This is a genomic window from Novosphingobium sp., from assembly GCF_027489515.1.
In the GTDB taxonomy this organism is placed as follows: Bacteria; Pseudomonadota; Alphaproteobacteria; order Sphingomonadales; family Sphingomonadaceae; genus Novosphingobium.
The window spans coordinates 1-25386 of sequence record NZ_JAIXZS010000054.1 but is presented as its reverse complement, the minus strand read 5'-3'; the positions used below and the strand labels follow the sequence as shown (position 1 = coordinate 25386).

30 protein-coding genes, 1 pseudogene and 1 riboswitch are annotated in these 25386 nt (G+C 66.2%); of the genes and pseudogenes, 21 read left to right on the top strand and 10 right to left on the bottom strand.

The annotated features are described in order from the left end of the window. A pseudogene (locus Q0082_RS09560) lies at positions 1 to 105 on the top strand (IS5/IS1182 family transposase); the annotation flags it as partial. Between the two features lie 9 nt (positions 106 to 114). Here the strand turns inward: Q0082_RS09560 and pspF are convergent. Beyond that, the gene (gene pspF, locus Q0082_RS09555) at positions 115 to 1164 is read right to left on the bottom strand and encodes a phage shock protein operon transcriptional activator (protein WP_298191907.1); all 1050 of its coding nucleotides are present in this window, start codon (positions 1162 to 1164) and stop codon (positions 115 to 117) included. A gap of 184 nt (positions 1165 to 1348) precedes the next feature. Here pspF and Q0082_RS09550 point away from each other — a divergent pair, with 184 nt between their 5' ends. The 11 genes from Q0082_RS09550 (at position 1349) to Q0082_RS09500 (ending at position 5363) form a co-directional block, all read left to right on the top strand. After that, positions 1349 to 1510, top strand: coding sequence for a hypothetical protein (locus Q0082_RS09550; protein WP_298191906.1), 162 nt, complete (start codon positions 1349 to 1351; stop codon positions 1508 to 1510). Continuing rightward, entirely contained in the window at positions 1510 to 2331 is an 822-nt protein-coding gene (gene pspA / locus Q0082_RS09545; protein WP_298191904.1) for a phage shock protein PspA, read from the top strand. Before Q0082_RS09550 ends, pspA begins: the two co-directional genes overlap by 1 nt. Before the next feature lie 3 nt (positions 2332 to 2334). Then, positions 2335 to 2643 (top strand): envelope stress response membrane protein PspB, encoded by a 309-nt coding sequence (gene pspB / locus Q0082_RS09540; RefSeq protein ID WP_298191902.1) that lies wholly within the window; start codon positions 2335 to 2337, stop codon positions 2641 to 2643. Beyond that, positions 2640 to 3023 carry an envelope stress response membrane protein PspC gene (gene pspC / locus Q0082_RS09535; RefSeq protein ID WP_298191900.1) on the top strand — a complete coding sequence of 128 codons (384 nt, stop codon included), beginning with the start codon at positions 2640 to 2642 and terminating at the stop codon, positions 3021 to 3023. Before pspB ends, pspC begins: the two co-directional genes overlap by 4 nt. 27 nt (positions 3024 to 3050) lie before the next feature. Beyond that, positions 3051 to 3332, top strand: a complete 282-nt coding sequence (locus Q0082_RS09530) for a hypothetical protein (protein ID WP_298191898.1) — start codon at positions 3051 to 3053, stop codon at positions 3330 to 3332. After that, positions 3332 to 3667 (top strand): hypothetical protein, encoded by a 336-nt coding sequence (locus Q0082_RS09525; RefSeq protein WP_298191895.1) that lies wholly within the window; start codon positions 3332 to 3334, stop codon positions 3665 to 3667. Before Q0082_RS09530 ends, Q0082_RS09525 begins: the two co-directional genes overlap by 1 nt. After that, positions 3664 to 3948: a hypothetical protein gene (locus Q0082_RS09520; protein WP_298191892.1), complete on the top strand. Its 285-nt coding sequence runs from the start codon at positions 3664 to 3666 to the stop codon at positions 3946 to 3948. Before Q0082_RS09525 ends, Q0082_RS09520 begins: the two co-directional genes overlap by 4 nt. Before the next feature lie 56 nt (positions 3949 to 4004). After that, positions 4005 to 4247: a hypothetical protein gene (locus Q0082_RS09515; protein ID WP_298191890.1), complete on the top strand. Its 243-nt coding sequence runs from the start codon at positions 4005 to 4007 to the stop codon at positions 4245 to 4247. Between the two features lie 20 nt (positions 4248 to 4267). Continuing rightward, positions 4268 to 4495, top strand: coding sequence for a hypothetical protein (locus tag Q0082_RS09510; RefSeq protein WP_298191888.1), 228 nt, complete (start codon positions 4268 to 4270; stop codon positions 4493 to 4495). Positions 4496 to 4602: 107 nt separating this feature from the next. Then, positions 4603 to 5010: a SufE family protein gene (locus tag Q0082_RS09505; RefSeq protein ID WP_298191886.1), complete on the top strand. Its 408-nt coding sequence runs from the start codon at positions 4603 to 4605 to the stop codon at positions 5008 to 5010. Positions 5011 to 5012: 2 nt separating this feature from the next. Beyond that, positions 5013 to 5363, top strand: coding sequence for a YbaN family protein (locus tag Q0082_RS09500; protein ID WP_298191884.1), 351 nt, complete (start codon positions 5013 to 5015; stop codon positions 5361 to 5363). 174 nt (positions 5364 to 5537) lie between these two features. Here the strand turns inward: Q0082_RS09500 and Q0082_RS09495 are convergent, their stop codons facing one another. Beyond that, on the bottom strand, positions 5538 to 6044 hold the full coding sequence (locus Q0082_RS09495; RefSeq protein ID WP_298191882.1) for a sterol desaturase family protein: 507 nt from the start codon (positions 6042 to 6044) through the stop codon (positions 5538 to 5540). 143 nt (positions 6045 to 6187) lie between these two features. Here Q0082_RS09495 and leuC point away from each other — a divergent pair, with 143 nt between their 5' ends. The 8 genes from leuC (at position 6188) to Q0082_RS09455 (ending at position 12570) form a co-directional block, all read left to right on the top strand. Further along, positions 6188 to 7624, top strand: coding sequence for a 3-isopropylmalate dehydratase large subunit (gene leuC, locus Q0082_RS09490; RefSeq protein ID WP_298191879.1), 1437 nt, complete (start codon positions 6188 to 6190; stop codon positions 7622 to 7624). A 51-nt stretch (positions 7625 to 7675) separates the two neighbouring features. Then, on the top strand, positions 7676 to 7930 hold the full coding sequence (gene vapB / locus Q0082_RS09485; RefSeq protein ID WP_298191876.1) for a type II toxin-antitoxin system VapB family antitoxin: 255 nt from the start codon (positions 7676 to 7678) through the stop codon (positions 7928 to 7930). Then, complete coding sequence (locus Q0082_RS09480) at positions 7930 to 8328, top strand: type II toxin-antitoxin system VapC family toxin (RefSeq protein ID WP_298191874.1); 399 nt, start codon at positions 7930 to 7932, stop codon at positions 8326 to 8328. The genes vapB and Q0082_RS09480 overlap by 1 nt, the downstream gene beginning before the upstream one ends. An 88-nt stretch (positions 8329 to 8416) precedes the next feature. Continuing rightward, positions 8417 to 9277 (top strand): SDR family NAD(P)-dependent oxidoreductase, encoded by an 861-nt coding sequence (locus Q0082_RS09475; protein ID WP_298191872.1) that lies wholly within the window; start codon positions 8417 to 8419, stop codon positions 9275 to 9277. A 278-nt stretch (positions 9278 to 9555) separates the two neighbouring features. Beyond that, a complete protein-coding gene (locus tag Q0082_RS09470) occupies positions 9556 to 10491 on the top strand; it encodes an OmpA family protein (RefSeq protein ID WP_298191869.1) in 936 nt (311 codons plus the stop codon). A 114-nt stretch (positions 10492 to 10605) separates the two neighbouring features. Continuing rightward, positions 10606 to 10788 carry a hypothetical protein gene (locus Q0082_RS09465; protein WP_298191867.1) on the top strand — a complete coding sequence of 61 codons (183 nt, stop codon included), beginning with the start codon at positions 10606 to 10608 and terminating at the stop codon, positions 10786 to 10788. 92 nt (positions 10789 to 10880) lie between these two features. Next, positions 10881 to 11471, top strand: a complete 591-nt coding sequence (gene leuD / locus Q0082_RS09460) for a 3-isopropylmalate dehydratase small subunit (RefSeq protein ID WP_298191865.1) — start codon at positions 10881 to 10883, stop codon at positions 11469 to 11471. Between the two features lie 100 nt (positions 11472 to 11571). Further along, positions 11572 to 12570 carry an NADPH:quinone oxidoreductase family protein gene (locus Q0082_RS09455; RefSeq protein ID WP_298191862.1) on the top strand — a complete coding sequence of 333 codons (999 nt, stop codon included), beginning with the start codon at positions 11572 to 11574 and terminating at the stop codon, positions 12568 to 12570. A gap of 54 nt (positions 12571 to 12624) precedes the next feature. Here the strand turns inward: Q0082_RS09455 and Q0082_RS09450 are convergent, their stop codons facing one another. Together Q0082_RS09450 and Q0082_RS09445 are read right to left on the bottom strand one after the other, a co-directional pair. After that, positions 12625 to 13050: a DUF2147 domain-containing protein gene (locus Q0082_RS09450; RefSeq protein ID WP_298191860.1), complete on the bottom strand. Its 426-nt coding sequence runs from the start codon at positions 13048 to 13050 to the stop codon at positions 12625 to 12627. Beyond that, positions 13047 to 13730 carry a TRIC cation channel family protein gene (locus tag Q0082_RS09445; protein WP_298191857.1) on the bottom strand — a complete coding sequence of 228 codons (684 nt, stop codon included), beginning with the start codon at positions 13728 to 13730 and terminating at the stop codon, positions 13047 to 13049. Before Q0082_RS09445 ends, Q0082_RS09450 begins: the two co-directional genes overlap by 4 nt. 87 nt (positions 13731 to 13817) lie before the next feature. Here Q0082_RS09445 and Q0082_RS09440 point away from each other — a divergent pair, with 87 nt between their 5' ends. Continuing rightward, a complete protein-coding gene (locus Q0082_RS09440; RefSeq protein ID WP_298191855.1) occupies positions 13818 to 16040 on the top strand; it encodes an EAL domain-containing protein in 2223 nt (740 codons plus the stop codon). 126 nt (positions 16041 to 16166) lie between these two features. On the opposite strand, the gene lpdA is transcribed toward Q0082_RS09440, so the two are convergent. From lpdA to Q0082_RS09410, 6 genes are all read right to left on the bottom strand, one after another. Further along, a complete protein-coding gene (gene lpdA / locus Q0082_RS09435; RefSeq protein ID WP_298191853.1) occupies positions 16167 to 17582 on the bottom strand; it encodes a dihydrolipoyl dehydrogenase in 1416 nt (471 codons plus the stop codon). Positions 17583 to 17701: 119 nt separating this feature from the next. Then, positions 17702 to 18931 carry a 2-oxoglutarate dehydrogenase complex dihydrolipoyllysine-residue succinyltransferase gene (odhB, locus tag Q0082_RS09430; RefSeq protein WP_298191851.1) on the bottom strand — a complete coding sequence of 410 codons (1230 nt, stop codon included), beginning with the start codon at positions 18929 to 18931 and terminating at the stop codon, positions 17702 to 17704. A 31-nt stretch (positions 18932 to 18962) separates the two neighbouring features. Beyond that, positions 18963 to 21803 (bottom strand): 2-oxoglutarate dehydrogenase E1 component, encoded by a 2841-nt coding sequence (locus tag Q0082_RS09425; protein WP_298191849.1) that lies wholly within the window; start codon positions 21801 to 21803, stop codon positions 18963 to 18965. A 240-nt stretch (positions 21804 to 22043) separates the two neighbouring features. Then, positions 22044 to 23006: a malate dehydrogenase gene (gene mdh / locus Q0082_RS09420; protein ID WP_298191847.1), complete on the bottom strand. Its 963-nt coding sequence runs from the start codon at positions 23004 to 23006 to the stop codon at positions 22044 to 22046. Between the two features lie 219 nt (positions 23007 to 23225). After that, the gene (locus Q0082_RS09415; protein WP_298191845.1) at positions 23226 to 23600 is read right to left on the bottom strand and encodes a hypothetical protein; all 375 of its coding nucleotides are present in this window, start codon (positions 23598 to 23600) and stop codon (positions 23226 to 23228) included. A gap of 193 nt (positions 23601 to 23793) precedes the next feature. Beyond that, positions 23794 to 25056: a cell wall hydrolase gene (locus Q0082_RS09410; protein ID WP_298191844.1), complete on the bottom strand. Its 1263-nt coding sequence runs from the start codon at positions 25054 to 25056 to the stop codon at positions 23794 to 23796. A gap of 203 nt (positions 25057 to 25259) precedes the next feature. Further along, positions 25260 to 25386, top strand: a riboswitch (cobalamin riboswitch). This riboswitch is flagged as partial in the annotation.

The window sequence follows — 25386 nt, the reverse complement described above, 5'->3', positions numbered from 1 at the left end:
CTCAAGGACTGGCGACGCATCCATACCCGCTACGACCGATGCGCCCACACGTTCATGTCCGCCATCTGCATCGCCGCAACCGTCATCTTCTGGCTCAATCAATGAGTCCTGAGCCTAAGCCACCTCGCCCCGCTCCAGCAGCCCGTGCTTCTTCAGGCAATGCCGCAGCTGGTCATAGGTCAGCCCCAGCGCCTTGGCCGTTTGCCGCTGGTTGTAGCGGTTGCGCCCGAGGTGATGCTCCAGAATCGCCCGCTCGTGCGCCTCCACAGCGCCGCGCAAGTCGCTCACGCCGTCCAGATCGTGCTGAACCGCCGGGGCAGGGGCCTCTGCTGGCGCGCCCGCCGAAGCCGTCTTTGCTGCCGCCTTCGCCGGGGCCAGCCCCGCCGGCCGCCACGGGCTTTCGAACGGATCGAACTGGATATGCCCGATCGCCCTGTCCGGATCGTCCCAGCGGTAGACCGCGCGTTCCACCACGTTGCGCAGCTCGCGCACGTTGCCCGGCCAGGCATAGTCTTCCATCTGCTTCGAGACATGCGCGGCAAAGCCCGGCCAGCTCGCCCAGCCCAGCTCAGCCGCCATCCGCCGCCCGTAATAGTCTGAAAGCACCGCGATATCCCCTTCGCGCACGCGCAGCGGGGGCAGCGTGATTACCTCGAAGCTCAGCCGGTCGAGCAAGTCCGGGCGAAAGCGGCCTTCGTCGGCCATCTTCGGCAGGTTCTCGTTGGTCGCCGCCACGATGCGCACGTCGACCATGATCGGCTTGTTCGCGCCGATCCGCGCCACTTCGCCATATTCCACCGCGCGCAGCAGCCGCTCCTGCGCGCCCATCGAAAGTGTGCCGAGTTCGTCGAGGAACAGCGTGCCGCCGTTGGCTTCTTCAAACCGCCCCGCGCGCGCGCGCGTCGCGCCGGTAAACGCACCAGCCTCGTGGCCGAACAGTTCCGCCTCGATCAGCGTTTCGGGGAGCGCCGCGCAGTTCATCGTCACCAGCGGCTCCTGCCACCGGGTCGAGAGGCGGTGGAGGCGTTCGGCGATCAGTTCCTTGCCGGTCCCGCGCTCGCCGATCACCAGCACCGGGCGGCGCATCGGCGCGGCGCGGCTGGCGCGCTCCACCGCATCGAGGAAGGCGCTCGATTGGCCGATGAACTGGACTTCGCGATCCATGGCATGCCCCGCTTCGTAACCTGTCCCAAGGGATAGCAGAATTTCCCAAGCCTAGGCAATAATCCCCACATAATCGTTACCACCAATCCGTCAGAACGCCCGAATTGCGGGCCTTTCGCGATTTGGCACGCCTCCTGCAAAGCAAGGGTCAACCCCCGCAAAGGGGACCAACAGGAGACTACCGATGTACACTGCCCGCTTCTTCTCGACCCAGCTCGGCCGCGCGGCGCTGATCAGCATCGCAGCGATGATGGCGCTCAACGTCGCCGTCGCCACCCGCCCGGTTGCCGCCGCCGCGCCCCAGATCACCGCGTCCAGCGCCGCGATCACGGGTGAGCTCGCCTGATGGGCGCCGACACGCCCGTGCGGCCTTCTGCCGGCGGGCGCCCGCAATCCCGTTTCGAAATCGAGCTTGGTGCGCTACGCCAGCACGACAACGAGACCTCACGGCCATTCACGCCTTTTGCCACCGGAGCCAACCTGATGGGCATCTTCTCCCGCACCCGCGACATCATCGCCGCCAACTTCAACGACCTGCTCGACAAGGCGGATGACCCGGCCAAGATGATCCGCATGATCATCATGGAGATGGAGGAAACCCTCGTCGAAGTGCGCGCCTCTGCCGCCCGCACCATCGCCGATCAGAAGGAGATGGCCCGCCACGTCGGCAAGCTCGAGCGGCTCCAGGCCGATTGGGCGGACAAGGCCCAGCTCGCCCTCTCCAAGGGCCGCGAGGATCTCGCCCGCGCCGCGCTCGTCGAAAAGAACAAGGCGGCCGACATGGGCGCCCAGCTCGCCAACGAGATCAAGGTGCTCGACGATTCGATGCGCGCTTATGAGGCCGACATCGAAAAGCTCCAGACGCGCCTGCGCGAAGCCCGCAGCCGCCAGACCGCGATCGCCGCGCGCCTCGAAAGCGCCGAGAACCGCGTCCGCCTGCGCACGCTGATGACCAGCGAACGCGTGGACGAGGCGCTCTCGCGCTTCGACCAGCTCGAGCGCCGCGTCGATTACGCCGAAGGCCGTGCTGATGCGCTCAGCCTCGCCGATGGCCAGGCCCCCAACCTCGCGGACGAGATCGCTGCGCTCGCGGGGCAGGACAAGGTCGACGAGGAGCTCGAAGCGATGAAGCGCGCGCTTGGCCAGAGCGACGGCAAGGAGGGCTGAGCCATGGACGAGATCGTCATTCCCATGATCGCGATGTTCTCGTTGTTCATCGCCTTCCCGTGGATCGTGCTGCACTACATCACCCGGTGGAAGACCGCCGCCACGCTCACCACCGGTGACGAGGCGCTGCTCGAGGAGCTCTACCAGCTCGCCCGCCGGCTCGATGAACGCATGGACACCGTCGAACGCCTCGTCGCCGCCGACAATCCCGAATTCCGCCCCGGCCGGGTCCTGCCCGACCTTGACAGTGACAATCAGAAATTGCGCGAACTGGACCGTCTGGTCGCGCAGCAGAGGGGGACTTCCAAATGAGCAATCAGCTGCCCCAGCGCACCAAGTTCTATCGCGACAAGGTCAATGGCAAGTTCATGGGCGTCTGCTCGGGGATTGCCGACTACACCGGGGTCGATGTTCTCTGGGTCCGCCTCGGCTTCATCGTCCTCGCCTTCTCGATGGGCTGGCCGTTCCTGATCTACTTCGCGCTGGGCTTCCTCGCCGAGAAGAAGCCGCCCCGCCTCTATGCGGACCGCGACGAGCAGAAGTTCTGGCAGGGCGTGCGCCAGTCGCCGGCCCGCACCGCCCGGGAAGTGCGCAGCACCTTCCGCGATATCGACCGCCGCCTCGCCGAGGTCGAACAGTTCTACGTCTCGGGCAATCCGCGCCTTTCGGCCGAGATCGAGAAGCTGCGCTGATCTCCTGAACCACCTGGGGGAAATTCCATGGACAACGGTACACTCGCACTGATGATCCCGGTCCTCGCGCTGCTGATCCCGATCATCGCAATCTGGACATCGCACCAGCAGAAAATCGAGAAGATCCGCGCCGAAGCGCTGGGCGAAGTGAGCAACCAGGCCGCCGCCCGCGCCGCCGCGCTCGAAGATCGGGTCCGCGTCCTCGAAGCCATCGTCACCGACAAGAGCTACGATGTGGCGAGCCAGATCGAGGCCCTGCGGGATTCGGCGCGCGGTGAAGCTCCGGCCATCGAAAGCAGGAGGAACTGATGGGACCTGAAGAGATCGCGCATCTGACGCAGCTTGGCCCGTTCATCGCCATGGTAACCCTCGTTCCCGTCGCCGGCTGGGTCCTCACCACCTGGCTGCGCATGCGCCACGGCTATCCGCTGGACGGGGCATGGGGGCAGGCGATCTATCCCAAGACCAGCAGCGAGGAACTGGAGCGGATCAAGCTGCTCAGCCAGGAAAATGCCCAGCTGCGCGCCGAACTCGGCTCGATGAAGGACCGCCTCGCCAATGTCGAGCGCATCGTCACCGACAGCGGCTACCGTCTGACTCACGAGATCGAGGCCCTGCGTGGCCAAGGGAGCACCAAGCAATGAACGCCGCCGATGCCATTGCCTTTGCCGCGCTGATGATCGGCCTGATCTCGATCTTCGGGGTCGCCGCCGATGTTTACAAGCGCCGCCTTGCCTTCAAGGAACGCAAGCTCGAACTTGCCGCCAAGGAAAGCGCCGAGCAGGCTGCCAGCTTCGCCGCCCAGGCCCAGAAGCTCGAACAGCGGGTCCGCGTCCTCGAACGCATCGCCACCGATCGCGAAGGTCAGGTAGTGGCCGCGCTCGCCAGCGAGATCGAAGACCTGCGCACCGCCGCTGCCAACTAGGACCGTCAGCTGAGCCTGCCCTCCGCCCTCCAAACAACCCTCCAAGGACTCAACCCATGAGCTTCACGAGCGCCATTGTCGCGATCGTCGCAATCATTGCCTGGGCCTATCTGCGCAGCACGCGCGAGAGCCGCCTCGGCCCGCGTGCCGAACTGCGCGACGCGCTGCCCGCCAACCCCGCGCTCGAACGCGAAGTCGTCGAACTGAGGAAGCGCGTCGAAGTGCTCGAACGCATCCTCACCGATGGCCGCGATGCCAGCCGCCTCGCACAGGATATCGAAGCCCTGCGCGAACATTGATCCACCACGGAGCCTTCGCCATGCCCTTCACAACAGCCGCCGTGCTCGCCGCCGCCACGCTGGTGGCCATCGCGATCCTCGCCCGCACCGCGCTCACCGCGTGGAACGGCTGGCTCGATCTCAAGCGCGCGGAAATCGCCCGCCCTGCCGATGCCGGCACTTCCCAGGCGCTTGGTCTCATCGACCTCAGCGACATCAAGGAACGCCTGCGCAAGCTCGAAGCCATTGCGGCGGGCGTGGATCTGTAAACTCTCCTCCCCGAGCCTGTCTCGGGCAGGAGGCCTGTCGCAGGCGGGTCGGAGGCGGCCTTTCTACCGTCTTGCCCGTCTCGCGCGATCCGCTATGTCCCCCGCCCATGAGCCAGCTCGACGACATTCTTGAAGAGTACGAATTCCTCGACGCGGACGAACGTTATCGTCTGCTGATCGATCTCGGCCGCAAGCTCGAGGCCATGCCCGAAGCGCTCAAGACCGATGCCACCCTCGTGCGCGGCTGCTCGGCCAGCGTCTGGGTCTATCCGGTCGCCGGAAACGGGGATGCCTTGCATTTCCTCGCCGACAGCAACGCCGCGATCACCAAGGGCATCGTCGCGCTCGTCCTCGCCGCGGTGCAGGATCAGCCCGCGAAGCAAGTGGCGGAAACCGATATCGCCGCGCTGCTCGCGCCGTTCGACCTCAAGAATCAGCTCTCCTCGAACCGCACGCAAGGCGTCCCCAACATGATCGCCCTCGTGCGCGAACATGCCGCGCGGATTGCGGGATAGGCATGAAACGCCAGCTCTGGACCGGCGCTGGCCTCTTCTTCGTCGGCGTCGGCGCGGTCGGCGCGGTCCTGCCGCTGCTGCCCACCGTCCCGTTCCTGCTGCTCGCGCTGTTCTGTTTTGCGCGCGGCAATCCGGTGTGGGAGCAGCGCTTGCTCGATCACCCGACTTATGGGCCGCTGCTGCTCGATTGGCGCCAACGCCGCGCCATCCCCCGCCGCGCCAAGTGGGCGGCGCTGATCGCCATGGCCGTCTCGGTCGCGGTCACCGGTTTTACCGCCGGCTGGCCCTGGGTGCTGATCCCGCTCGCCGTGATGGCGATCAGTGGCACCTGGATCTGGACTCGGAACGAATAAGGGCGGTCGCCCTCATACTCTTCGTCATTGCGAGCGTAGCGAAGCAATCCAGAGCGGAAGCGCGCGACCGCTCTGGATTGCTTCGCTACGCTCCTCGCAATGACGACGAGGATAGAGCGGGGCCATAGTATCTCCCCTTCCGCTCGCGGGAGAGGGCGGGGGTGGGACAGCCGACTACTCCACCGCGTCCCGCACCACCGCAATCCCCGCCTCGCGCTGGCGCCGCAGTTCCTGCTTCAGCTTGGCCGGATCGAGCGCGATGATGAAGCCGAAGCTCACCCCGCCTTCCTTGCCGATCGTCGCATGGTGCAGTTTGTGCGCCTGCACCACGCGCTTGAAATAGCCCTTGCGCGGCACATACTTGAACCAGCGCTGGTGGACGAGGCCGTCGTGGATAAGCGTATAGATGATCCCGTAGATCAGCACGCCCACGCCGATCCACGTTGCCGGCCACCATGCATAGGCGCCAGCAACCAGCGGACTGCCGATCATGAACCCGCTGATCGAGATCGCCGCACCGACTACGGCATAAAGATCGTTGCGCTCGAAGAAGCCCTCATGCGGTTCGTGATGGTCGCGGTGCCAGGCCCAGCCGAAGCCGTGCATCACGTATTTGTGGCTGCTCCACGCCACGAACTCCATCGCCCATACGGTCGCGAACACGATCAGGAACTGTATCATGTGCCGCCCTCTACACCTTTGTGCCGCGCGTTCCCAGCCATCCTCTCGGGCAAGTCCGGCATGCCCCCATCGGGCAACAAAATTGCGCTGACGGCCCCCGCCACGCCTTGAAATGCCTCCGCACCGGGTCTAGCGCGCAGGCCATGACCACCAGCACCGCACCCCGCACGCTCTACGAAAAGATCTGGGCCGCCCACGTCGTCGAGGATCGCGACGATGGCACCAGCCTTGTCTACATCGACCGTCACCTCGTCCATGAAGTGACGAGCCCGCAGGCGTTCGAGGCGCTGCGCCTTACCGGCCGCAAGGTGCGCCGCCCCGATCTCACCCTCGCGGTGCCGGATCACAACCTGCCGACCACGATCCGCCGCGATGCCAAGGGCGTACGCGTCCCCATCGCCGACCGCGAAAGCGCCGCGCAGCTCGAAGCGCTCGAAGCCAACGCCCCCGCCTTCGGCATCCGCTATATCGGTGATGCCGACGTCGAGCAGGGCATCGTCCATGTCGTCGGCCCGGAGCAGGGCTTCTCGCTCCCCGGCGCCACCATCGTCTGCGGCGATAGCCACACCGCCTGCCACGGCGGCCTCGGCGCGCTCGCCTTCGGCATCGGCACCAGCGAGGTCGAGCACGTGCTCGCGACGCAAACCCTCCTGCTCAAGCGCTCGAAGACGATGGAAGTCCGCGTCGAGGGCACCTTGCTCCCCGGCGTCACCGCCAAGGACGTCGTCCTCCACATCACCGGCGTGCTCGGTGCGGCGGGCGGCACCGGCCATGTCATCGAATATACCGGGCAGGTCATCCGCGACCTCTCGATCGAAGGCCGCCTCACCGTCTCCAACATGGCGATCGAGCACGGCGCCCGCGCCGGCCTCATCGCGCCGGACGACAAGACCTTCGCCTATCTCAAGGGCCGCCCCTACGCGCCCAAGGGTGAGGACTGGGACAAGGCTGTCGCCTGGTGGCGCAGCCTCGCCACCGATCCCGGCGCGAAGTACGACAAGACGGTCGTCATCAACGCGGCCGATATCGCCCCCAGCGTCACCTGGGGCACCAGCCCGGAAGACGTTCTGCCGATCACCGGCGTGGTCCCCGCGCCCGAAAGCTTTGCCGATCCGTCGAAGCAGGCCGCCGCGCGCGCCAGCCTCGATTACATGGGGCTCGAACCCGGCCAGCCGCTCACCTCGGTCGAGATCCAGAACGTCTTCATCGGCAGCTGCACCAACAGCCGCATCGAAGACCTGCGCGCGGCCGCCGCCGTGCTCCGTGGCCGCAAGAAGGCCGCCAATGTCACCTGGGCCATCGTCGTCCCCGGTTCGGGCCTCGTGAAGCGCCAGGCCGAGGAGGAGGGCCTCGACAAGATCTTCCTCGAAGCCGGCCTCGAATGGCGCGAACCCGGCTGCTCCGCCTGCCTCGGCATGAACCCGGACAAGGTCCCCGCCGGCGAACGCTGCGCCAGCACCTCGAACCGCAACTTCGTCGGCCGGCAGGGCCCCGGCGCCCGCACCCACCTTGTCAGCCCCGCGATGGCGGCAGCGGCGGCGGTGACGGGACGGCTGACGGATGTGCGGGAACTCGTCTAAGCTCCGTATATCCCGTTGACATATCCCGGAGGTGCGCGCACTCTCCAGACTATGAACGCGCCGTCACGCCCTCCCGCACGCGGTTCCGGCCGCGCTGCCGTTTTCAAGTCGAATCGTAGCCAGGCCGTGCGCATCCCCAAGGACCTCGCCTTCCCGGACAGCGTGAAGCAGGTCGTCGTGCGTAAGCAAGGCCGCAGCCTTATCATCACGCCTGTCAACCAGTTCTGGGACGAGTTTTTCGATCAGCCCGGCATAGACATTCAGGAACCAGCCGAACTGCCGTATGATCAGCGCGAAAGTTTTTGATGCTCGTCTCGCTGCTGGATACTAACCTGTGCATCCGTGCGCTGCGTGACAGGCCACCTGCCATTCGCGAACGCCTCAAGCGCGAGCAGGACACCCTGTGCCTTTCGACCGTTGTCCTTTACGAGCTCTACGTCGGCGCCGCGCAATCTAGTGCGCCCAGCGCCAACCGCGCTGTCATCGATGCATTTGTTGAGCCGCTGGTGGTGCTGGAATTCGATGCCGAGGCGGCGTTCCACACAGCGGCGATTCGGGTTGATCTCATGCGCAAAGGCCAGATCATCGGACCGTATGATCTCATGATCGCCGGCCATGCCCGCAGTTTGGGGCTCAAGGTCATCACAGGAAATCTTGGCGAGTTCGGCCGCGTCGATGGGCTACTCTGCGAGGACTGGATCTGATTACTGCCAACGCACTTGCTCTGCGAGATATCTGGCGTTAAGTTGCAGTTCGCAACCTAATCTGATCGGAACCACCATGCGCATCGTGATGACCGGCGCCACCGCCGGCTTCGGCCTCTACGCCGCGGAGCGTCTGGTGGAGGCCGGCGCAACACTCACCATCGGCGCCCGGGGTCCCGCCGCGCTGCCCCCCACGCTCCAAGGCCGCGTCGCCGCGCTCCCGCTCGATCTCGATGCCCTTGCCAATGTCCGCGCCTTCGCCGCCGCGCTGGGGGAGGGGCCGATCGACGTCCTCATCCTCAACGCCGGGCTCCAGCTCGCCAAGCCCGCGATAAGCGCCGACGGCTTCGAGCGCACGTTTGCAGTCAACCACCTCGCGCACTATCTAATGCTGCGCCTCCTCGCCCCGCGCCTTACCGCCGGCGCGCGCGTCATCCTCACCGGCAGCGGCACGCATGATCCGGCGGAAAAGACGCCCGTCACCCCGCCCGTCCACGCCGATGCCATGCGCCTCGCCCACCCCGAAACCGATCCCACCGCAGAGAAGGGCGTCCGCCAGGCCTGCTTCCGCGCCTACAGCACCTCCAAGCTCTGCAACATCATAACCGCGCGCGAGGCAGCAAAACGCCTGCCCGGCATCGATGTCCTCTCCTTCGATCCCGGCTATGTTCCCCACACCGGCCTCGGGCGCGACAATGGCCGCGTGATCGCCGCGCTGGTCAGCTATATCCTCCCGCTGCTGATGAAGCGCGACCGCTCGAGCACGATCCCGCGCTCGGGCCAGTTCCTCGCCGATCTCGCCCTCTCGCCCCGCTATGCCGGCGCGCGCGGGGACTACTGGTCGGTGCGCGGGCCCTCGCTCCTCAGCATCGAACCCTCGAATCTGGCGCGCGATGATGCCGCCTGCGCGCGCCTGTGGGATGATAGTGCTCGCCTCGTCGGCCTGTGAGAGCACCCCGCCGCGCTCCCGGCACGGCTCGTCGACAACGCCAAATCGGGTGGATTCAGACGTTTCTACCTATACGCAACGCCCTGCCGCAGCACCCGCACGGCGCAGCCTTGCCACGCCCCGTCTGAACCGGTCTGTTCATCTGGCAGAAAGCCTGCTCCAGCAGGGAAGAAGGCGAAGTCGTTCATCTTCGCGCGGCGAAACCTTGCAGCGCGCCACCCGGCTTCCCTCGCGGCGCCCCCGCGCGGCGTCATGACAGAGCTTGAAGGAGTAACCCGATGCGTGCCCCCATTACCGGACAGACCGGCCTGATCCTCGCAGTCGCGCTTGCCGCGGCGGTGCCGGCCGGCTCATTCGCGCTGGCGCAGGAACTCCCGCCGGTCGATCAGAGCCAGACTCAGCAGCCCGTCGCCACCGGCGCAGAACTGCGCACCACTGTCGCCCCCGCTGGCGATGTCGCCACGCTCCCCAAAGGGCCAGACATCAAGGGCGTGATCTCGCGCCGCAGCGCCGACCGGATCGAGATCACGGCCGATGATGGCAGCAAGACCATCGTCAACGTCAACGACCTCACCAAGATCCGCTCGAGCAAGGGCCTCTTCGGCATGAGCCGCCAGCAGCTTGCCGCCAACGCGCTGCTCAACGGCCTGCCGGTTACGGTCCACACGCTGCAGTCGGGCGATGCGCTCATGGCGGCCGATATCCAGTTCAAGGACAAGGATCTCAAGATCGCCAACATGATCCGCACCGGCACCAAGCAGGGCTTCGAGGAGCAGTCCGCTGCGACCGCCGAAGTCCGCGCGATGACGGAATCCTTGCGCAGCCGCTTCGCCGATATCGACGAATTCAACATCAAGAGCACCACCAACGTGAACTTCGCCTCGGGCAAGACGCAGCTGACCGAGCAGGGCAAGGCCGATCTCTGCGCCACCGCCACGCAGGCGCAGGGCATCAAGAACGCGGTCATGCTCGTCGTCGGCTATGCCGATAGCCGCGGCAGCGAAGAGCTCAACCAGCGCCTCAGCGATCAGCGTGCCACCCGCGTGGTCAACTATCTGCAGCAGGCCTGCGGCTGGAAGCCCTACCGCATGCTCACCCCCAGCGGCATGGCCACCGCCAACCCGCTGGCCGACAACAGCACGCCCGAAGGCCGCGCGCAGAACCGCCGCGTCTCGGTCAACGTCATGGTCAGCAAGGCCGTCGACGGGCTCTGATCCCGCGGAGGCCGGGGCTATCCGTACAGACCTGCGGATAGCCCCTGCCGCCCGCTTGCAATCGCCGGGCCACGAGGCCACTTCCTGAAGCAGGCGGGATCAAGGAGCACACGCGTGACCAAGAAGACCGACAAGGACAGCCCCAAGGAAGCCAGCTGGACCGGCCCTGCAGCCATCGCTGGCGCGGCGATCGGCTCGGCCGCGCTGGCCGCTGCCCTCCTCTACTCCTCGCGCCGCAAGGAACGCGCGGAAAAGGCGAAGCCGAAGCCCCCCGTCGATCCCATCGACACCGATTGACCCCCAATAGCCCTCTCCCCCTTGGGGGAGAGGGTTGGGTGAGGGGGCGTTGGACTTGCATTGCGGCCATCCGCCAGTCTAAGGCCCGCGCCATGGAACCCGTCAACACCATCGATGGCCGCGCCATCCCGTTCGGCCGCAAGAACGTCGATACCGACGTGATCATCCCCGCCGCCTGGCTCAAGACGATCAGCCGGGAAGGGCTCGGTCGTGGCGCGTTCGAAGCGCTGCGCAAGGATCCGGACAACATCTTCGACTCGCCCACGTTCAAGGGCTCGCCGATCCTCATCGCGGGCGACAACTTCGGCTGCGGTTCCAGCCGTGAACACGCCGCGTGGGCGCTGCTCGATCTCGGCATCAAGGCCGTCATCGCGCCCTCGTTCTCGGATATCTTCTCCGGCAACGCCTTCAAGAACGGCATCGTCACCGTGGTCCTCCCGCAGGAAGCCATCGACCGCCTGATGGAAGTCGCGCAGACGGACACCATCCACATCGACCTCGAAGCGCAGACCGTGACGACGCCCTTCCAGGACCGCTTCACCTTCGAGATCGACGCTTTCCGCAAGCACTGCCTGCTGAACGGCCTCGACGAAGTCGGCCTCACCATGGCCCGCGGCGATGCGATCAGCGCCTACGAAGCCAAGGCCAGCGCCGAGCGCCCCTTCCTCGTCCACCCGGCTTAACCACCCGCTTAAATAGGGCTTCCCAAGCCCGGCAAAACGTGGCTCAAAGGCGCCAACCAGCGCCGCGAAAACGCGCGCGTCCACTTGCCGGGAGAGACCCATGAAAGCGCTTCGCACCCACGCCGTCGGCGGCCCTGAAACTTTGACCCTCGACGAGATCGACGCACCCGTCGCCGGCCCCGGTCAGGTCGTCGTCGCGGTCAAGGCCTGCGCGATCAACTTCCCCGATACGCTGATGATCCGCGACATGTACCAGTTCAAGCCGCAGCGCCCCTATGCGCCCGGCGGCGAGTTCTCCGGCGTGATCGAAAGCGTGGGCGAGGGCGTCACGCAGTGGAAGGTGGGTGACCGCGTCATCGGCATGTGCGGCAATGGCGGCCTTGCCGAAAAGGTTGCGCTCGATGCCGGCCGCATGTTCCCGCTCCCCGATGGCGTCTCGTTCGAAACCGGTGCCTCGCTGCTGATGACCTACGGCACCACGATCCACGGCCTCAAGGATCGCGGCCGGATCAAGGCGGGCGAGACCATGCTCGTCCTCGGTGCTGCCGGCGGCGTCGGCATTTCGGCGATCGAACTCGGCAAGGCCTATGGCAACCGCGTCATCGCCGCCGTCTCAAGCGAGGAGAAGGCTGCCGCCGCGCGCGAAGCCGGCGCGGATGATGTGGTGATCTACGGCCGCCCGCCCTTCGACAAGGACCAGAGCAAGGCACTCGCCGACGCGTTCAAGGCCGCCTGCGGCCCGAACGGCGCAGACATTGTCTACGATATCGTCGGCGGCGACTATTCCGAGCCCGCCTTGCGCGCCATCGCGTGGGAAGGCCGCTTCCTCGTCGTCGGCTTCCCCGCGGGCATCGCGCGCCTGCCGCTCAACCTCACACTGCTCAAATCCTGCGACGTCTGCGGCGTGTTCTGGGGCGCCTTCACCGCGCGCGAGCCGCAGAAGAACGCCGAACATGTCGCCGAACTGTTCGATCTCCTCAAGGCCGGCAGGATCAACCCGCGCGTCTCGGCCCGCTTCCCCCTCGAGCGCGGCGGCGAAGCCATCGCCATGCTGGCGGACCGCAAGGCCGTCGGCAAAGTCGTCGTCACGATGGAGTAAGGCGCCTGCTCGCCCCTCCCCCTTGCGGGAGGGGTCGGGGGTGGGCTCTTCCTTCTACTTCACCTTCGCCCAGACCTGCGTCTTGCACAGCGGCCAGACCACACAGCCCTTCACCACCAGCTCGCCGGGCCCGCGCAGCGAGACCGTTGCCGCATACGTCCCGCCATCATTGGGATTGTAGATCGAACCCTTCCAGCTCCCGCCCGAAGGCTTGAGGCCGCGGAAGATGTACATCCCCAGCAGGGGCCTCGAGCGCAGCGCCGGGTTCTTGTTGTTGCGGTCGTACTTGTCCTCCGCGCTGCCGCCCGATCCGCCGAGGATCTTCCCGCAAAGACCGCCGTCGCACTGCGAAACTTCGATCAAGCCGCCGCGCTCGGGCGTACGCCACTGGCCATAGGGGCTCGCCTGCTCCGCCGCATGTGCGCCCGCCGCCAGCAAAGCCGCACCCGCCGCCGCCATCAGAACCGTTCGCACCGTCATTCTCCCGTTGTCCTCGTCCGTCCATAGGCGGGCAGCGCCAGCTGCCAGTGGATCGCGGCACCGCGCAGGCCAAAGCCCGCGAGCGCCGCGACCAGCCATACGATCATGTTGCTCAGCCCCGCCATATGTCCACCCGCGCAGATCGCCGAAGCGAGCGCGGCAGGCGTCACGTAGAGTTCGGGCCGCATGATGATCGAAGGCCGCCCCGCGATAACGTCGCGGATCACCCCGCCCACGCAGCCGGTGATCACCCCCATCATCGCCGCGGGCACCGGTGCCACGCCCAGCGCCAGCGCCTTGGCGGTGCCCAGCACGGCATAGGCGCCGAGCCCTGCCGCATCGGCCCATTCGATCACCCGCGTGCTCTCACCCTGCCACCAGCGCGACGGGCTGAACCACACCATCAGCGCCACGCCGAGGCAGACAGGCGCCGTCCAGGCATTGTGCACCCAGAACACCGGCGCCCCGATCAAGAGGTCGCGCACCGTGCCGCCGCCCACGCCCGTCACCACCGCAAAGAACGCCATCGTCACGAACGTCTGCCGCATCCGCGCTGCCAGCAGCGCCCCGCTCAGCGCGGTCACCGCAATGCCCGCCGGATCGAGCGCCGCGATCAGTGCGAAGACGTCGGAGGCCGGCACATGCGGCGGCGCGGGCAGGCTCAGGGAAAGGACGGGCATCGGTTCCCTTAACATCGAACTTAGGCCGAAAGTAACCAACTTGCCGCTAGCATGAAGCCGAAACGGTTTTTTCCTCCAATAGGCGCAGTGCTTACGGTGAAGAATCTGCTGAGAACCTGGCCCTATGACCGGCGAGGCAACAAGCCTCAGCCCGATGCGCCCGCGCTTGGCGACGCGGCGCACCGGCTCGCTGTGTTCGAGGATATCGAGCGCGGCCATTCCGGCTGGTTCTGGGCCACGGACGCCGCCGGCTGCCTCACCTATATCTCCCCCGCTGCCTGCGAACGCTTCGGCCTCGCCGCCGAAACGCTGATCGGCGAGCCCTTTACCAGCCTGTTTGAAACCGATCCCGAGAATCCCGGCGAGCGCTCCGCCCGGCCGCTGCAATTCCTTCTCGGCGCCCATGCGCGCATCGCCGATGTCACCGTCCGGCTTGTTCCCGATCGCTGCGCACCCGGCACGCAGCCTGCGTGGTGGGCGCTGTCTGGCCAGCCCAAGATCGACGTGGCCAAGCCCGGCTCTGATGGCGCCTTTCACGGCTATCGCGGCAGCGCGCGCGATATCACCACCGAATACCAACGCCGGATCGAGGATTCGCGCCTTGCGGAGTTCGATTCGCTCACCGGCCTTGCCAATCGCCACCGCATTACCCGCCGGTTTGATCAGTTGCTCGCCGCGTTCAAGGGCACCATGCGCCCCGCCACGCTGATGATGCTCGATCTCGACCGCTTCAAGCACGTCAACGACACGCTCGGCCACCCGGCGGGTGATGAACTCCTCCGCCAGGTCGCGCAGCGCCTCACCCGCGTCGTCGGCACCGCCGGAGAGATCGGCCGTCTCGGCGGCGACGAATTTCAGATCTTGCTCGCCGATCAGGAGGATCGTGGCAAGCTCGGCGAACTCGCCGACAAGATCATCGGCCTCGTCTCGCAGCCCTATACGATCGACGACGACCACGTTGTCATCGGTGTCTCGATCGGCATGGCCATCGCTCCGTTCGATGGTACCGAGCGCGAGGACATCGTCCGCGCGGCCGATCTGGCGCTCTATGCCGCCAAGCACGGAGGGCGCGGCCAGTTCCGCTTCTACTCCTCCGATCTCAAGGACGAGAAGGAAGAGCGCCGCCTGCTTGAAGAGGCGCTGCGCGATGCCATCGCCTCGGTCGATGGGCCAGATGGTCAACCTGATGCGGACAGCTGGGAAGAACCGCAGCTTGGCATGGTCTATCAGCCCGTCGTGCGCACCGATGATCACACCGTCGTCGGCTTCGAGGCGCTGATGCGCTGGGAGCATCCCCAGCGCGGCGCGATCTCGCCCGACGTATTCATCCCTGTCGCCGAAGATACCGGCATGATCCTCCAGCTTGGCGCGTGGGCGCTGCGCCGGGCTGCGCACGATGCTGTCTGCTGGCCGCACCCCTTGCGCATTGCGGTGAACGTCTCGGCAGTCCAGTTTGCGAGCCCCGAGTTTCCCGGCATCGTCGCCGATGTCCTTGCTGAAACCGGGCTCGATCCCGATCGGCTTGAGCTCGAACTTACCGAATCCGTGTTCATGGGCGATGGTGAGACGACCGATACCGCCTTCAAATCGCTCAAGCAGCTTGGCGTGCGCCTCGCGCTCGATGATTTTGGGACCGGCTATTCCTCATTGAGCTACTTGCGTGCCGCCCCCTTCGACAAGCTCAAGGTCGATCGCAGCTTCGTCGACAGCTGCACGCTCAGCGATCAGAACAGCGCCAAGATCATCGCTGCGATCATCGGGCTTGCCGATGCGCTGGGCATGGAGACCACGGTCGAGGGCGTCGAGGCATTCGACCAGCGCGATGTCGTCTGCGCCAAGGGCGCGCGGCTGATCCAGGGCTTCCTCTATTCGCCCCCGCTCGCACAGGCGGTCCTGCTCGAACGCATGGCGGCGGGCGCGCTGCGCATTCCGCCCGAAGGCCCCCAGCGCCACCGCCCGGAACGCCGCTCGGTCTACCGCCGCATCGGTGTGATCCACGAAGACCACCGCTACGAAGCGCTTTTGCGCAATCTCTCGGCCACCGGCGCACGCATCGAAGGCCTCGTCGGCGTCCCCGTCGGCACCAGCCTCGTGCTCGATCTTGGTGCTGGCCAGCTCGCCGTCGTCACCGTCAGCCGCTCAGAAGACGCGACCATCGGCGTCGAGTTCGAAACCCCGCTCGTCAGCGACGGCGCCGGCGGCCTCGTCACCCGCTACCGCGCCAGCCCCTATGCGCTCGCCACCGCCGCGCGCATGGTCAGCACCAGCGCACCGCAGTTCCTCGAAGTAGAAGTCCGCAAACGCGCCTGACAGGTCGGACAACGACAACACTCGTCATTGCGAGCGCAGCGAAGCAATCCAGAGCAGCGCGCACTATGCTCTGGATTGCTTCGCTGCGCTCGCAATGACGAACAAAGGGAAAGGAGGGCGCCCCCCTCAAATATGAATCGGCTTGCCGCCAATCCCCATTGCCGCTTCCTTCAGCGCTTCGGCATGGGTCGGGTGCGCGTGGCAGGTATAGGCGATGTCCTCCGCCGTCGCGCCGAATTCCAGCGCCAGCGCGGCCTCGGCAATCATCGAACCCGCGACCGAGGCAATGCACCACACACCCAGCACGCGCTCGGTCTTGGCGTCCGCGATCACCTTCACGAAGCCGTCGGGCTCGTGGTTGGTCTTGGCGCGGCTGTTGGCGAGCATCGGGAATTTGGAGACCTTGATGTCGGTCCCCGCTTCCTTGGCCTTTTCCTTCGCCGCTTCCTCGGTCAGGCCCACGCCGGCAAATTCGGGGAAGGTATAGACCACGCTCGGGATCACGGCGTGGTTCACGATGCCGGTGTGCCCGGCGATGAACTCGGCCACCGCAACGCCCTCGTCCTCCGCCTTGTGCGCCAGCATCGGCCCCGGGATCACATCGCCGATCGCCCAGACGCCCGGCACCGCGGTGCGGAAATCATGCCCCGTCTCGATCTGCCCGCGCTTGTTCACTTCAAGGCCAATCTTTTCGAGGCCAAGCCCCTCCACATTCGGCCGCCGCCCGATGGCGACGAGCACGCAATCCGCCGTCAGCGTCTCCGCCGCACCGCCTGCCGAAGGCTCCACCGTCAAGGTCGCGGTCTTGCCCTTCACGGCAACGCCCGTCACCTTGGTGGAGAGCTTCAATTCCATGCCCTGCTTCTTGAAGATCTTGGCAGCTTCCTTGCGCACGTCACCGTCCATGCCGGGCAGCAACTGGTCGAGGAATTCCACCACCGTCACCTTCGCGCCGAGCCGCCGCCACACCGAACCCAATTCCAGCCCGATCACGCCGCCGCCGATCACGACCATGTGGTCGGGCACCCGGTCCAGCGCCAGCGCGCCGGTGGAATCGACCACCACGCCCGCGTCGTTGTCCACCGTCACGCCCGGCAGCGGCGTCACGCTTGAACCCGTGGCGATTACCACGTCCCGCGCGGTCACCTTAGCGCCCGCAACCGTCACCGTGTGCGCATCCTCGAACGCGGCATAGCCCTTGAGCCAGGTCACCTTGTTCTTCTTGAACAGGAACTCGATCCCGCCCGTCAGCTGCTTGACCGAATCCGCCTTCTGCGCTTGCATCGCCCCCAGATCGAGCGTCACCGGCCCGGTCTTGATGCCGTACTTGGCAAACGTGCCATCAACGGCCTCGGCAAACTTCTCCGAACCATGCAGCAGCGCCTTGGAAGGAATGCACCCGACATTGAGGCACGTCCCCCCCAGCGTCTCGCGCCCCTCAGCACAAGCCACCTTGAGCCCCAGCTGCGCCGCCCGGATCGCCGCGACATAGCCGCCGGGCCCGGAACCGATGACAAGCACGTCGTAGTCGTATTCAGCCATGTCGAGGCTCTTTCCTTGGTCTTCCACCATCCCTCGTCATTCCCGCGAAGGCGGGAATCCAGGGGCGGCGTAGAACTGGATTCCCGCCTACGCGGGAATGACGAAAGTCTTGTAACAGATCACATATCGATCAGCAGCCGCGTCGGATCCTCGATCGCTTCCTTGATCGTCTTCAAAGCCGTCACCGCCTCGCGGCCATCAATGATCCGGTGGTCATAGCTCAGCGCGATATACATCATCGGCCGCACCACGATCTCGCCATTGCGCACGACCGGGCGGTCCTCGATGCGGTGCAGCCCCAGCACCGCAGACTGCGGCGGATTGATGATCGGGGTGGACATCAGCCCGCCGAACACGCCGCCGTTGGAGATCGTGAAGGTGCCGCCCGCCATGTCGGCCATGGTCAGCGTGCCGTCGCGCGCCTTCTTGCCGTATTCGGCGATGGCCTTCTCGATGCCTGCAAAGCTCATCTTGTCGACATCGCGCACCACCGGCACGACCAGACCGTTCGGAGCGGACACCGCCACCGAAATGTCGACGTAATCGAAGTAGACGATCTCATCGCCCTGCATCTGCGCGTTGACCGAGGGAATGTCCTTCAGCGCCAGCACCGAAGCCTTGGCGAAGAAGCTCATCAGGCCCAGCTTCACGCCGTGCTTCTTTTCGAACACGTCCTTGTACTTGGCGCGCGCTTCCATCACCGCGCTCATGTCCACGTCGTTGAACGTGGTGAGCATCGCGGCAGTTTCCTGCGCCTGCTTCAGCCGCTTGGCGATGGTCTGGCGGAGGCGGGTCATCTTGACCCGCTCCTCGTTGCGCCCACCTGAGACCGCCGCAACCGGAGCCGGGGCAGGGACCGGAGCCGCCACGACCGGCGCAGGCGCAGCCTGCTTGGCCACTGCAGCCGCCAGCACATCTTCCTTGGTCAGGCGTCCGTCCTTGCCGGTGCCCTTCACAGTCGCCGGATCGATCCCGTGCTCCAGCACCGCGCGCCGCACGGCAGGCGAAAGCGCCGCCGCATCATCCGCGACAGCGGCAGCAGCCGGAGCCGCAGTCGCCGCCGGGGCAGGGGCCGCAGCAGCCAGGGCAGGGGCCGGCGATGTCGCCACACCGCTCGTCTCGATCAGGCCCAACAGCGCGCCCACCGCCACGGTGTCACCCTCGGCAGCCACATGCGCGCCCATGATCCCCGCAACGGGGGAGGGCACCTCGACCGCGACCTTGTCGGTCTCGAGGCTCGCGATGGGTTCATCCACCGCCACGGCCTCGCCGGGCTGCTTCAGCCACTGGCCCACCGTCGCCTCGCTGACGCTTTCGCCCAGAACCGGAACTTTGACTTCGATAGACATGCGATTGTCTTCCTGAGAAAATTGCGGCCCTTCAGGCCTTCTTCTTGGTCCGGCGCAGCTCGCCGCGCACCGAAAGCGAAAGCGCGTTGCTGATCAGGGCGGCCTGTTCGGCGGCATGGCGCTTGGCAAGGCCGGTCGCCGGCGATGCCGCCCCCGCGCGCCCGGCATAGCGCGCGCGCTTCACCTTGCTGCCCGAAGCCTTGAGCGCCTCCTCGATCAGCGGCTCCACGAAGAACCACGCGCCGTTGTTGCGCGGCTCTTCCTGGCACCACACCACCTCTTCAAGGTTCGTCATGCGCGAAAGGCGCAGCGCCAGCGGCTCGCCCGGGAAGGGATAGAGCTGCTCCAGCCGGATGATCTGCACATCGGTGATCCCCGCCGCATCGCGCGCCTCGATCAGGTCGTAGGCGACCTTGCCGCTGCACAGCACCACGCGCCGGGTATCCGCGTCCGCCGCCGGATTGAGGTCGGAAAGGATGCGCATGAAGTGCCCCTCGCCAACGAAGTCCGAAGCCTTCGATTTCGCCAGCGGATGGCGCAGCAGGCTCTTGGGCGTCATGATCACCAGCGGCTTGCGGAACGGCCGCTGCATCTGCCGGCGCAGCACGTGGAAGTAGTTCGCCGGGCTGGTGATGTTGCACACCTGGATATTGTCCTCGGCGCAGAGCTGGAGATAGCGCTCCAGCCGCGCGGAGGAGTGCTCCGGCCCCTGGCCTTCGTAGCCATGGGGCAGCAGCATCACGAGGCCGTTGGCGCGCAGCCACTTGGCTTCGGAGGCGGCGATATACTGGTCGATCACGATCTGCGCGCCGTTGGCAAAGTCGCCGAACTGCGCTTCCCACAGCACCAGCGTCTTGGGGTCCGCGCTCGCATAGCCATATTCGAAGCCCAGCACGCCGTATTCGCTCAGCGGGCTGTCATGCACCTCGAACTTGCCGTGGGGCAGCGTGGTCAGCGGCACGTACTTGCGCTCGTCGGTCTGGTCGACCCATACCGCATGGCGCTGGCTGAAGGTGCCGCGGCCCGAATCCTGCCCCGAAAGCCGCACGTTGAAGCCTTCGGTCAGCAGGCTGCCGAACGCCAGCGCTTCCGCCGTCGCCCAGTCGAAGCCCGCGCCATCGCTGAACATCGCCCGCTTGGCCTCGATCACGCGCGCCAGCGTCTTGTGGATGGTCAGCCCCTCGGGCACCGTCGTCAGCGTCCGGCCCAGCGCGTCGAAGCGCTTCTGGTCGATGCCGGTCGCCACGTTGCGCCGCGCGGTTTCGGGATCAGCCGGCTTGTTGAGCCCGCTCCAGCGCCCGCCGAACCAGTCGGCTTCGTTCGCCTTGTAGCTCTTCGCCGCCTCGAACTCGGTCTCCAGCGTCGCGGTAAAGCGGTCCTCGCTCTCGCCCTTCCAGTTCGCGTCGATCACGCCCTGCTCGATCAGGCGGCGGGCATAGACTTCCGAAACGGCGGGATGCTGCTTGATCCGCGCATACATCAGCGGCTGGGTGAAGCTGGGCTCATCGCCCTCGTTGTGGCCGAAGCGGCGATAGCACCACATGTCGACCACCACGTCGCGGCCGAATTTCTGGCGGTAGTCGATGGCGAGCTTGCACGCGAAGGTCACCGCTTCCGGGTCATCGCCGTTCACATGGATGATCGGCGCCTGCACGCCCTTGGCCACGTCAGACGGGTAGGGCGAACCGCGCGAGAACTGCGGGCTCGTCGTGAAGCCGATCTGGTTGTTGATGATGAAGTGGATGCACCCGCCGGTGTTGTAGCCCTTCACACCGGAAAAGCCGAAGCACTCCCACACGATGCCCTGGCCGGCAAAGGCCGCGTCGCCATGGATCAGGATCGGCAGCACCTGCTTGTGCTTGCCCTTGCCGATATCCTCGCGAAATGCCTGCTGCGCGCGCGCCTTGCCGAGCACGACGGGATCGACGGTCTCAAGGTGGCTCGGGTTCGGCTGCAAGCTCATGTGCACCTTGATTCCGTCGAACTCGCGGTCCGTGCTGGTGCCAAGGTGATACTTCACGTCGCCCGAACCGCCGACGTCTTCGGGGTTCGCGGTGCCGCCGGAAAACTCGTGGAAGATCACGCGGTAGGGCTTGGCCAGCACGTTCGCCAGCACGTTCAGGCGCCCGCGGTGCGCCATGCCGTAGATGATCTCACGCACGCCAAGCTGCCCGCCATACTTGATGACCGCTTCCAGCGCCGGGATCATGGATTCGCCGCCATCAAGGCCGAAGCGCTTGGTGCCGACGTACTTCTTGCCGAGGAACTTCTCGTACTGCTCGCCGCGGATCACCGCCGCGAGGATCGCCTTCTTGCCGTTGGGCGTGAAGTCGATGCTCTTGTCGCCGCCCTCGATCCGGTCCTGCAGGAACTTGCGCTCCTCCACGTCGGAAATGTGCATGTATTCAAGGCCGACCTTGCCGCAGTAATTGCGCTGAAGCACGCTCACGATCTCGCGCGGGGTCGCCCACTGCATGCCGAGCACGCCGCCAACGAAGACCTTCTTGTCGAGATCGGGGCCGACAAAGCCGTGATACTCAGGGGTGATGTCCGCCGGCAGTTCCTGCCGCGCAAGGCCCAGCGGATCGAGGTCCGCCGCCAGATGCCCGCGCACGCGGTAGGTGCGCACCAGCATCATCGCGCGGATCGAGGCGCCCGCGGCGGCTTCCAGCGCGGCTTCGTCCATCGGCGCGCCCGCGGCCTTCGCTGCCTTCGCGATCTCGCTCTTGAGCGCCATCGGATCGAGCGCGCGGGTGAGGTCGTCGCCCGCGCCCGGATCGGTCACCGGCCAGCGCTTCGAAGCCCACGAAGGCCCCGCCTGCGGACCCTCCTGCAGCGGATCCACTTCGAAAGCGCGCTCTTCGTAACCCATATCTCACTCCTCTCGCCCCGGGGAGGTTGGGGCTTCGGACCATCCGGCGCGGATATCTCGCTCCGGTCACTTTCCGTGCGGGCCCGTGCGCGGCCCGGAATGCTAACCATGCAAACCCGCGTGATCGCCGGGTTTACCCGTGTCCCTGCAAAAGGAGCGCACTCCCGGGCACACGTAGGATTTCGTAGCTGAACGGGGCGCGAACCTGCTGCGGGCAGGTCTTCGCGCCCCGCAGCTCCATCAGGCGAGCGAGGGGTCGATGCCCTTGCACGCCACCAGCAGTTCCTTGACCGCATCGACCGAGATCTGCAGGCCGGCCTTGTCATCCTCGTCCAGCTCGATCTCGATGATCTTCTCGACGCCGTTCGCGCCGATCATCACCGGCACGCCCACATAAAGGCCGTCCACGCCGTACTGGCCATCGACATAGGCCGCGCAGGGCAGGATGCGCTTCTGGTCATTGAGATACGCCTCGGCCATCGCGATGCCCGAAGTGGCGGGGGCATAGAACGCCGAACCCGTCTTGAGCAGCGCCACGATCTCGCCGCCGCCGCCGCGCGTGCGCTGCACGATTGCGTCGATGCGCTCCTGCGTCGAAAGCCCCATCTTGACGAGGTCGGGCACGGGGATGCCGTTGACGGTCGAATAGCGCGTCACCGGAACCATCGTATCGCCGTGGCCGCCGAGCACGAAGGTGTTCACGTCCTTGACCGAAACCTGGAATTCATCGGCGATGAAGTGGCTGAAACGCGCCGAATCCAGCACGCCTGCCATGCCGACGACCTTGTTGTGCGGCAGGCCTGAAAATTCGCGCAGCGCCCAGACCATCGCGTCCAATGGGTTGGTGATGCAGATCACGAAGGCGTCGGGGGCGTTGTTCTTGATGCCTTCGCCCACGGCCTTCATCACCTTGAGGTTGATGCCGAGGAGGTCGTCGCGGCTCATGCCCGGCTTGCGGGCGACACCGGCGGTGACGATGATCACGTCCGCGCCAGCGATATCGGCATAGTCGTTGCTGCCGGTGATCTTCGCGTCAAACCCTTCGATCGGCCCGCACTGCGAAAGATCCAGCGCCTTGCCCTGCGGCACGCCCTCGACCACGTCGAACAGCACGATGTCGCCGAGTTCCTTCTGCGCCGCGAGGTGCGCGAGCGTACCGCCGATGTTGCCGGCGCCGATCAGCGCGATTTTCTTGCGAGCCATGCCTTTGCATTCCTTTCCCGGATACGCGGGACACGCGGCCATGCATGGCCGCCCGAGAGCTACCGCCATAAGGGCCTCCCGCGTCCCGCATGACGGGAAGGAATCCAAGCGGATAGGTGCGACCTAAGCCCGCAGGATGGTGATTGCAAGGCGCAAAAACCCGCACGCCGCGGGTTTTTGTGATAACAGTTCGCAATAGCAATAGGGCGTGCAGGCGCCTCAGCGCTGCGGGATCGCCTGCACCGCACAGGCGCGTGCCAGCGCCTTGGCCATCGGCCCGTCAAGCATCGCACAGACCGCGATCCACCACTCGGCGCCTGCGCTGTCGCCGCCCGCCGCGGCGATCTCGGCCGCCTCGCAGGCACGCTGCGCCGCCGAAAGGCCATGCGCGGCGAACAACCGAAGTGCGGCCGTCAGCAGGGCGTCGTCGTGCGCCTCGGTGTCGTTGGCGCTCAGCTTGCGCCGGGCCAGTGCGGCGCCGTTGTCATTCGCCGCACACGGGAGGCGCATGGCGCGCGAACGAAGCGTTTTCCGGTTCTGGCCCCAGTGCAGGCACGGCGAGATGATCCCATAACGAGGGGCAAAGTGCAGCATGGGAAGCTCTCCTCGGTTGGTGCGTTGGGGCGGGTATAGCAGCAGGGGGTGAACAGCATCTTCGCCCTTAGGGTAAAGGCTGTCCTAACCTTGTGTAAGTGCAAGAAAAAATATTGATATCAGTGGTTTGTGAGTGGTCGAGCAGACGCCGAAGCGCAATCCGCTGGCCAGTTGTGCCCGAATCGGATTGAATTCAACCGCCCGGCTGGGCGATCCATTTGCCCGCATTCTCGTATGCGGGATTGACCGCGGAACCGCCGGGAAGCTGTCCGGCGCGGTAGAGCGCATCGCCCCCGCGCGCCTCGATCGCCGGGGCAAACTGCGGCCGCGGCTGCTGCGCCTCGCCATTGCCCGGCGCGTAACTGGGCAGCGGCACCTGCCCGAACGAAGCTGCATTGCGTCCGGCTGCCACCGGCGCGGCCTGCGCGGCCTTGAGCGCCTCGATCCGCCCCGCTTCGAACGCTTTTTCAAGCTGGATCGGGTCGGCAACGTCGGCCGCCGCCGGGGTCCACGTGCGCGGATGCGGCGCTGCCACCGGCTCGCCACCCGCATAGACCGCGTTGAACGCGGCGGGCCGCCCCGCGCCGCCGCTCCAGCGATAGAACCGGTGCGCGCCGATCGTCCCGATGAAGGCCAGGCTGTCCGCCCAATAGGGATGCACTGCGCTGGTATGGTAATGCGTGGCAAGGCCCACCGGCGCATAGACATAGCCCGCCAGCGCATCGGCCGCCACGCGCCGCGCCCGCTCCCAGAAAACCGCCATCGGCTTCCTCGCCAGCGATCCGTCGCAGGCAAAGCTGAACTGGCAGCCCGGTCGCTCGGAACCCTGATAGACCACGCCGCACACCGTGTTCGGCCAGGCTGGATGCGCCACGCGGTTGAGCACCACCTGCGCCACGGCGCGCTGCCCCGCATCGGGTTCACTGGCCGCCTCGTAATAGATCGCCGCCGTCAGGCACTGCAGCGCGCGCGATTGGTCAAGGCTCGTGCCCCGCGCCAGGATCGGCCGCGCCGCCGGGCCCACTCCGGTAATCGGGGCCGCATCGTCGCCATGGATCTGCGCCATCTGGGCATCCCATGCCGATTTCGCGGCATCGGGTGCAAGCATGCCCGTGTCATCGCCTGCCAGATAATAGAACGCCGAACCGGGAAAGCTGTCCCCCGGCCGCTCGAACGGCTGAAGCCCATCGCGCGCCTGCGCCGAAGGCACCCCCGGCGCCATCCATCCCGGCCCCGCCAGCCACAGCGCAAAGCCGATGACCGCGATTCCCAGCACGCCAGCCCAGCGCTTGAAACGCCCCTCCCGCCTGCGGGAGGGGCTGGGGGTGGGCCGCGGCACCCCTGGTGTCACCTTCACCGCTTCCTTCACCGGAACCGGCACAGGCGTCACCACCCGCCGAGGCGCGAGGGCCTCGGGCGGCAGTTTCACCGGCTGGTAGTCAATGATCAGGGGCATAGGACAAGCGCACTCGCGGGGATGTGGCAGCCGAGCACTACGCGACCCGCCCAAGCCCTGCATCCCGCCATTTCACCTCGTCCCGCTAAGGCACACCCCCCTGCCAAGCGGTTAACGCCGGAACCTCCCCGGCACGGGGAGGGCGGACCGCTGCCGCAGCCGGTGGTGGAGGGGGCTTGCCCCAAAGTGCAGGCCCGGCTACCTAGTCCCTCGACGCCACCGGTGCCCGCGAAAGCGGGCTAAGAGGGAATCCGGACAAGTCTTCAAAGGCTTGCACCCGGAGCTGCCCCCGCAACTGTGCCCGGATAGCGCCCTGTCCACGATGCCACT

Bases quoted from the DNA above. Each gene is read 5' to 3' on its own strand.
- Q0082_RS09525 (WP_298191895.1), top strand. From the start codon at position 3,332: ATGGGACCTGAAGAGATCGCGCATCTGACGCAGCTTGGCCCGTTCATC.
- leuD (WP_298191865.1), top strand. From the start codon at position 10,881: ATGGAACCCGTCAACACCATCGATGGCCGCGCCATCCCGTTCGGCCGC.
- Q0082_RS09530 (WP_298191898.1), top strand. From the start codon at position 3,051: ATGGACAACGGTACACTCGCACTGATGATCCCGGTCCTCGCGCTGCTG.
- pspC (WP_298191900.1), top strand. From the start codon at position 2,640: ATGAGCAATCAGCTGCCCCAGCGCACCAAGTTCTATCGCGACAAGGTC.
- Q0082_RS09455 (WP_298191862.1), top strand. From the start codon at position 11,572: ATGAAAGCGCTTCGCACCCACGCCGTCGGCGGCCCTGAAACTTTGACC.
- Q0082_RS09425 (WP_298191849.1), bottom strand. From the start codon at position 21,803: ATGGGTTACGAAGAGCGCGCTTTCGAAGTGGATCCGCTGCAGGAGGGT.
- Q0082_RS09510 (WP_298191888.1), top strand. From the start codon at position 4,268: ATGCCCTTCACAACAGCCGCCGTGCTCGCCGCCGCCACGCTGGTGGCC.
- Q0082_RS09520 (WP_298191892.1), top strand. From the start codon at position 3,664: ATGAACGCCGCCGATGCCATTGCCTTTGCCGCGCTGATGATCGGCCTG.
- Q0082_RS09410 (WP_298191844.1), bottom strand. From the start codon at position 25,056: ATGCCCCTGATCATTGACTACCAGCCGGTGAAACTGCCGCCCGAGGCC.
- Q0082_RS09480 (WP_298191874.1), top strand. From the start codon at position 7,930: ATGCTCGTCTCGCTGCTGGATACTAACCTGTGCATCCGTGCGCTGCGT.
- odhB (WP_298191851.1), bottom strand. From the start codon at position 18,931: ATGTCTATCGAAGTCAAAGTTCCGGTTCTGGGCGAAAGCGTCAGCGAG.
- Q0082_RS09445 (WP_298191857.1), bottom strand. From the start codon at position 13,730: ATGCCCGTCCTTTCCCTGAGCCTGCCCGCGCCGCCGCATGTGCCGGCC.
- Q0082_RS09470 (WP_298191869.1), top strand. From the start codon at position 9,556: ATGCGTGCCCCCATTACCGGACAGACCGGCCTGATCCTCGCAGTCGCG.
- Q0082_RS09515 (WP_298191890.1), top strand. From the start codon at position 4,005: ATGAGCTTCACGAGCGCCATTGTCGCGATCGTCGCAATCATTGCCTGG.
- mdh (WP_298191847.1), bottom strand. From the start codon at position 23,006: ATGGCTCGCAAGAAAATCGCGCTGATCGGCGCCGGCAACATCGGCGGT.
- leuC (WP_298191879.1), top strand. From the start codon at position 6,188: ATGACCACCAGCACCGCACCCCGCACGCTCTACGAAAAGATCTGGGCC.
- pspA (WP_298191904.1), top strand. From the start codon at position 1,510: ATGGGCGCCGACACGCCCGTGCGGCCTTCTGCCGGCGGGCGCCCGCAA.
- Q0082_RS09415 (WP_298191845.1), bottom strand. From the start codon at position 23,600: ATGCTGCACTTTGCCCCTCGTTATGGGATCATCTCGCCGTGCCTGCAC.
- Q0082_RS09450 (WP_298191860.1), bottom strand. From the start codon at position 13,050: ATGACGGTGCGAACGGTTCTGATGGCGGCGGCGGGTGCGGCTTTGCTG.
- vapB (WP_298191876.1), top strand. From the start codon at position 7,676: ATGAACGCGCCGTCACGCCCTCCCGCACGCGGTTCCGGCCGCGCTGCC.
- lpdA (WP_298191853.1), bottom strand. From the start codon at position 17,582: ATGGCTGAATACGACTACGACGTGCTTGTCATCGGTTCCGGGCCCGGC.
- pspB (WP_298191902.1), top strand. From the start codon at position 2,335: ATGGACGAGATCGTCATTCCCATGATCGCGATGTTCTCGTTGTTCATC.
- Q0082_RS09500 (WP_298191884.1), top strand. From the start codon at position 5,013: ATGAAACGCCAGCTCTGGACCGGCGCTGGCCTCTTCTTCGTCGGCGTC.
- Q0082_RS09505 (WP_298191886.1), top strand. From the start codon at position 4,603: ATGAGCCAGCTCGACGACATTCTTGAAGAGTACGAATTCCTCGACGCG.
- Q0082_RS09495 (WP_298191882.1), bottom strand. From the start codon at position 6,044: ATGATACAGTTCCTGATCGTGTTCGCGACCGTATGGGCGATGGAGTTC.
- Q0082_RS09475 (WP_298191872.1), top strand. From the start codon at position 8,417: ATGACCGGCGCCACCGCCGGCTTCGGCCTCTACGCCGCGGAGCGTCTG.
- Q0082_RS09550 (WP_298191906.1), top strand. From the start codon at position 1,349: ATGTACACTGCCCGCTTCTTCTCGACCCAGCTCGGCCGCGCGGCGCTG.
- pspF (WP_298191907.1), bottom strand. From the start codon at position 1,164: ATGGATCGCGAAGTCCAGTTCATCGGCCAATCGAGCGCCTTCCTCGAT.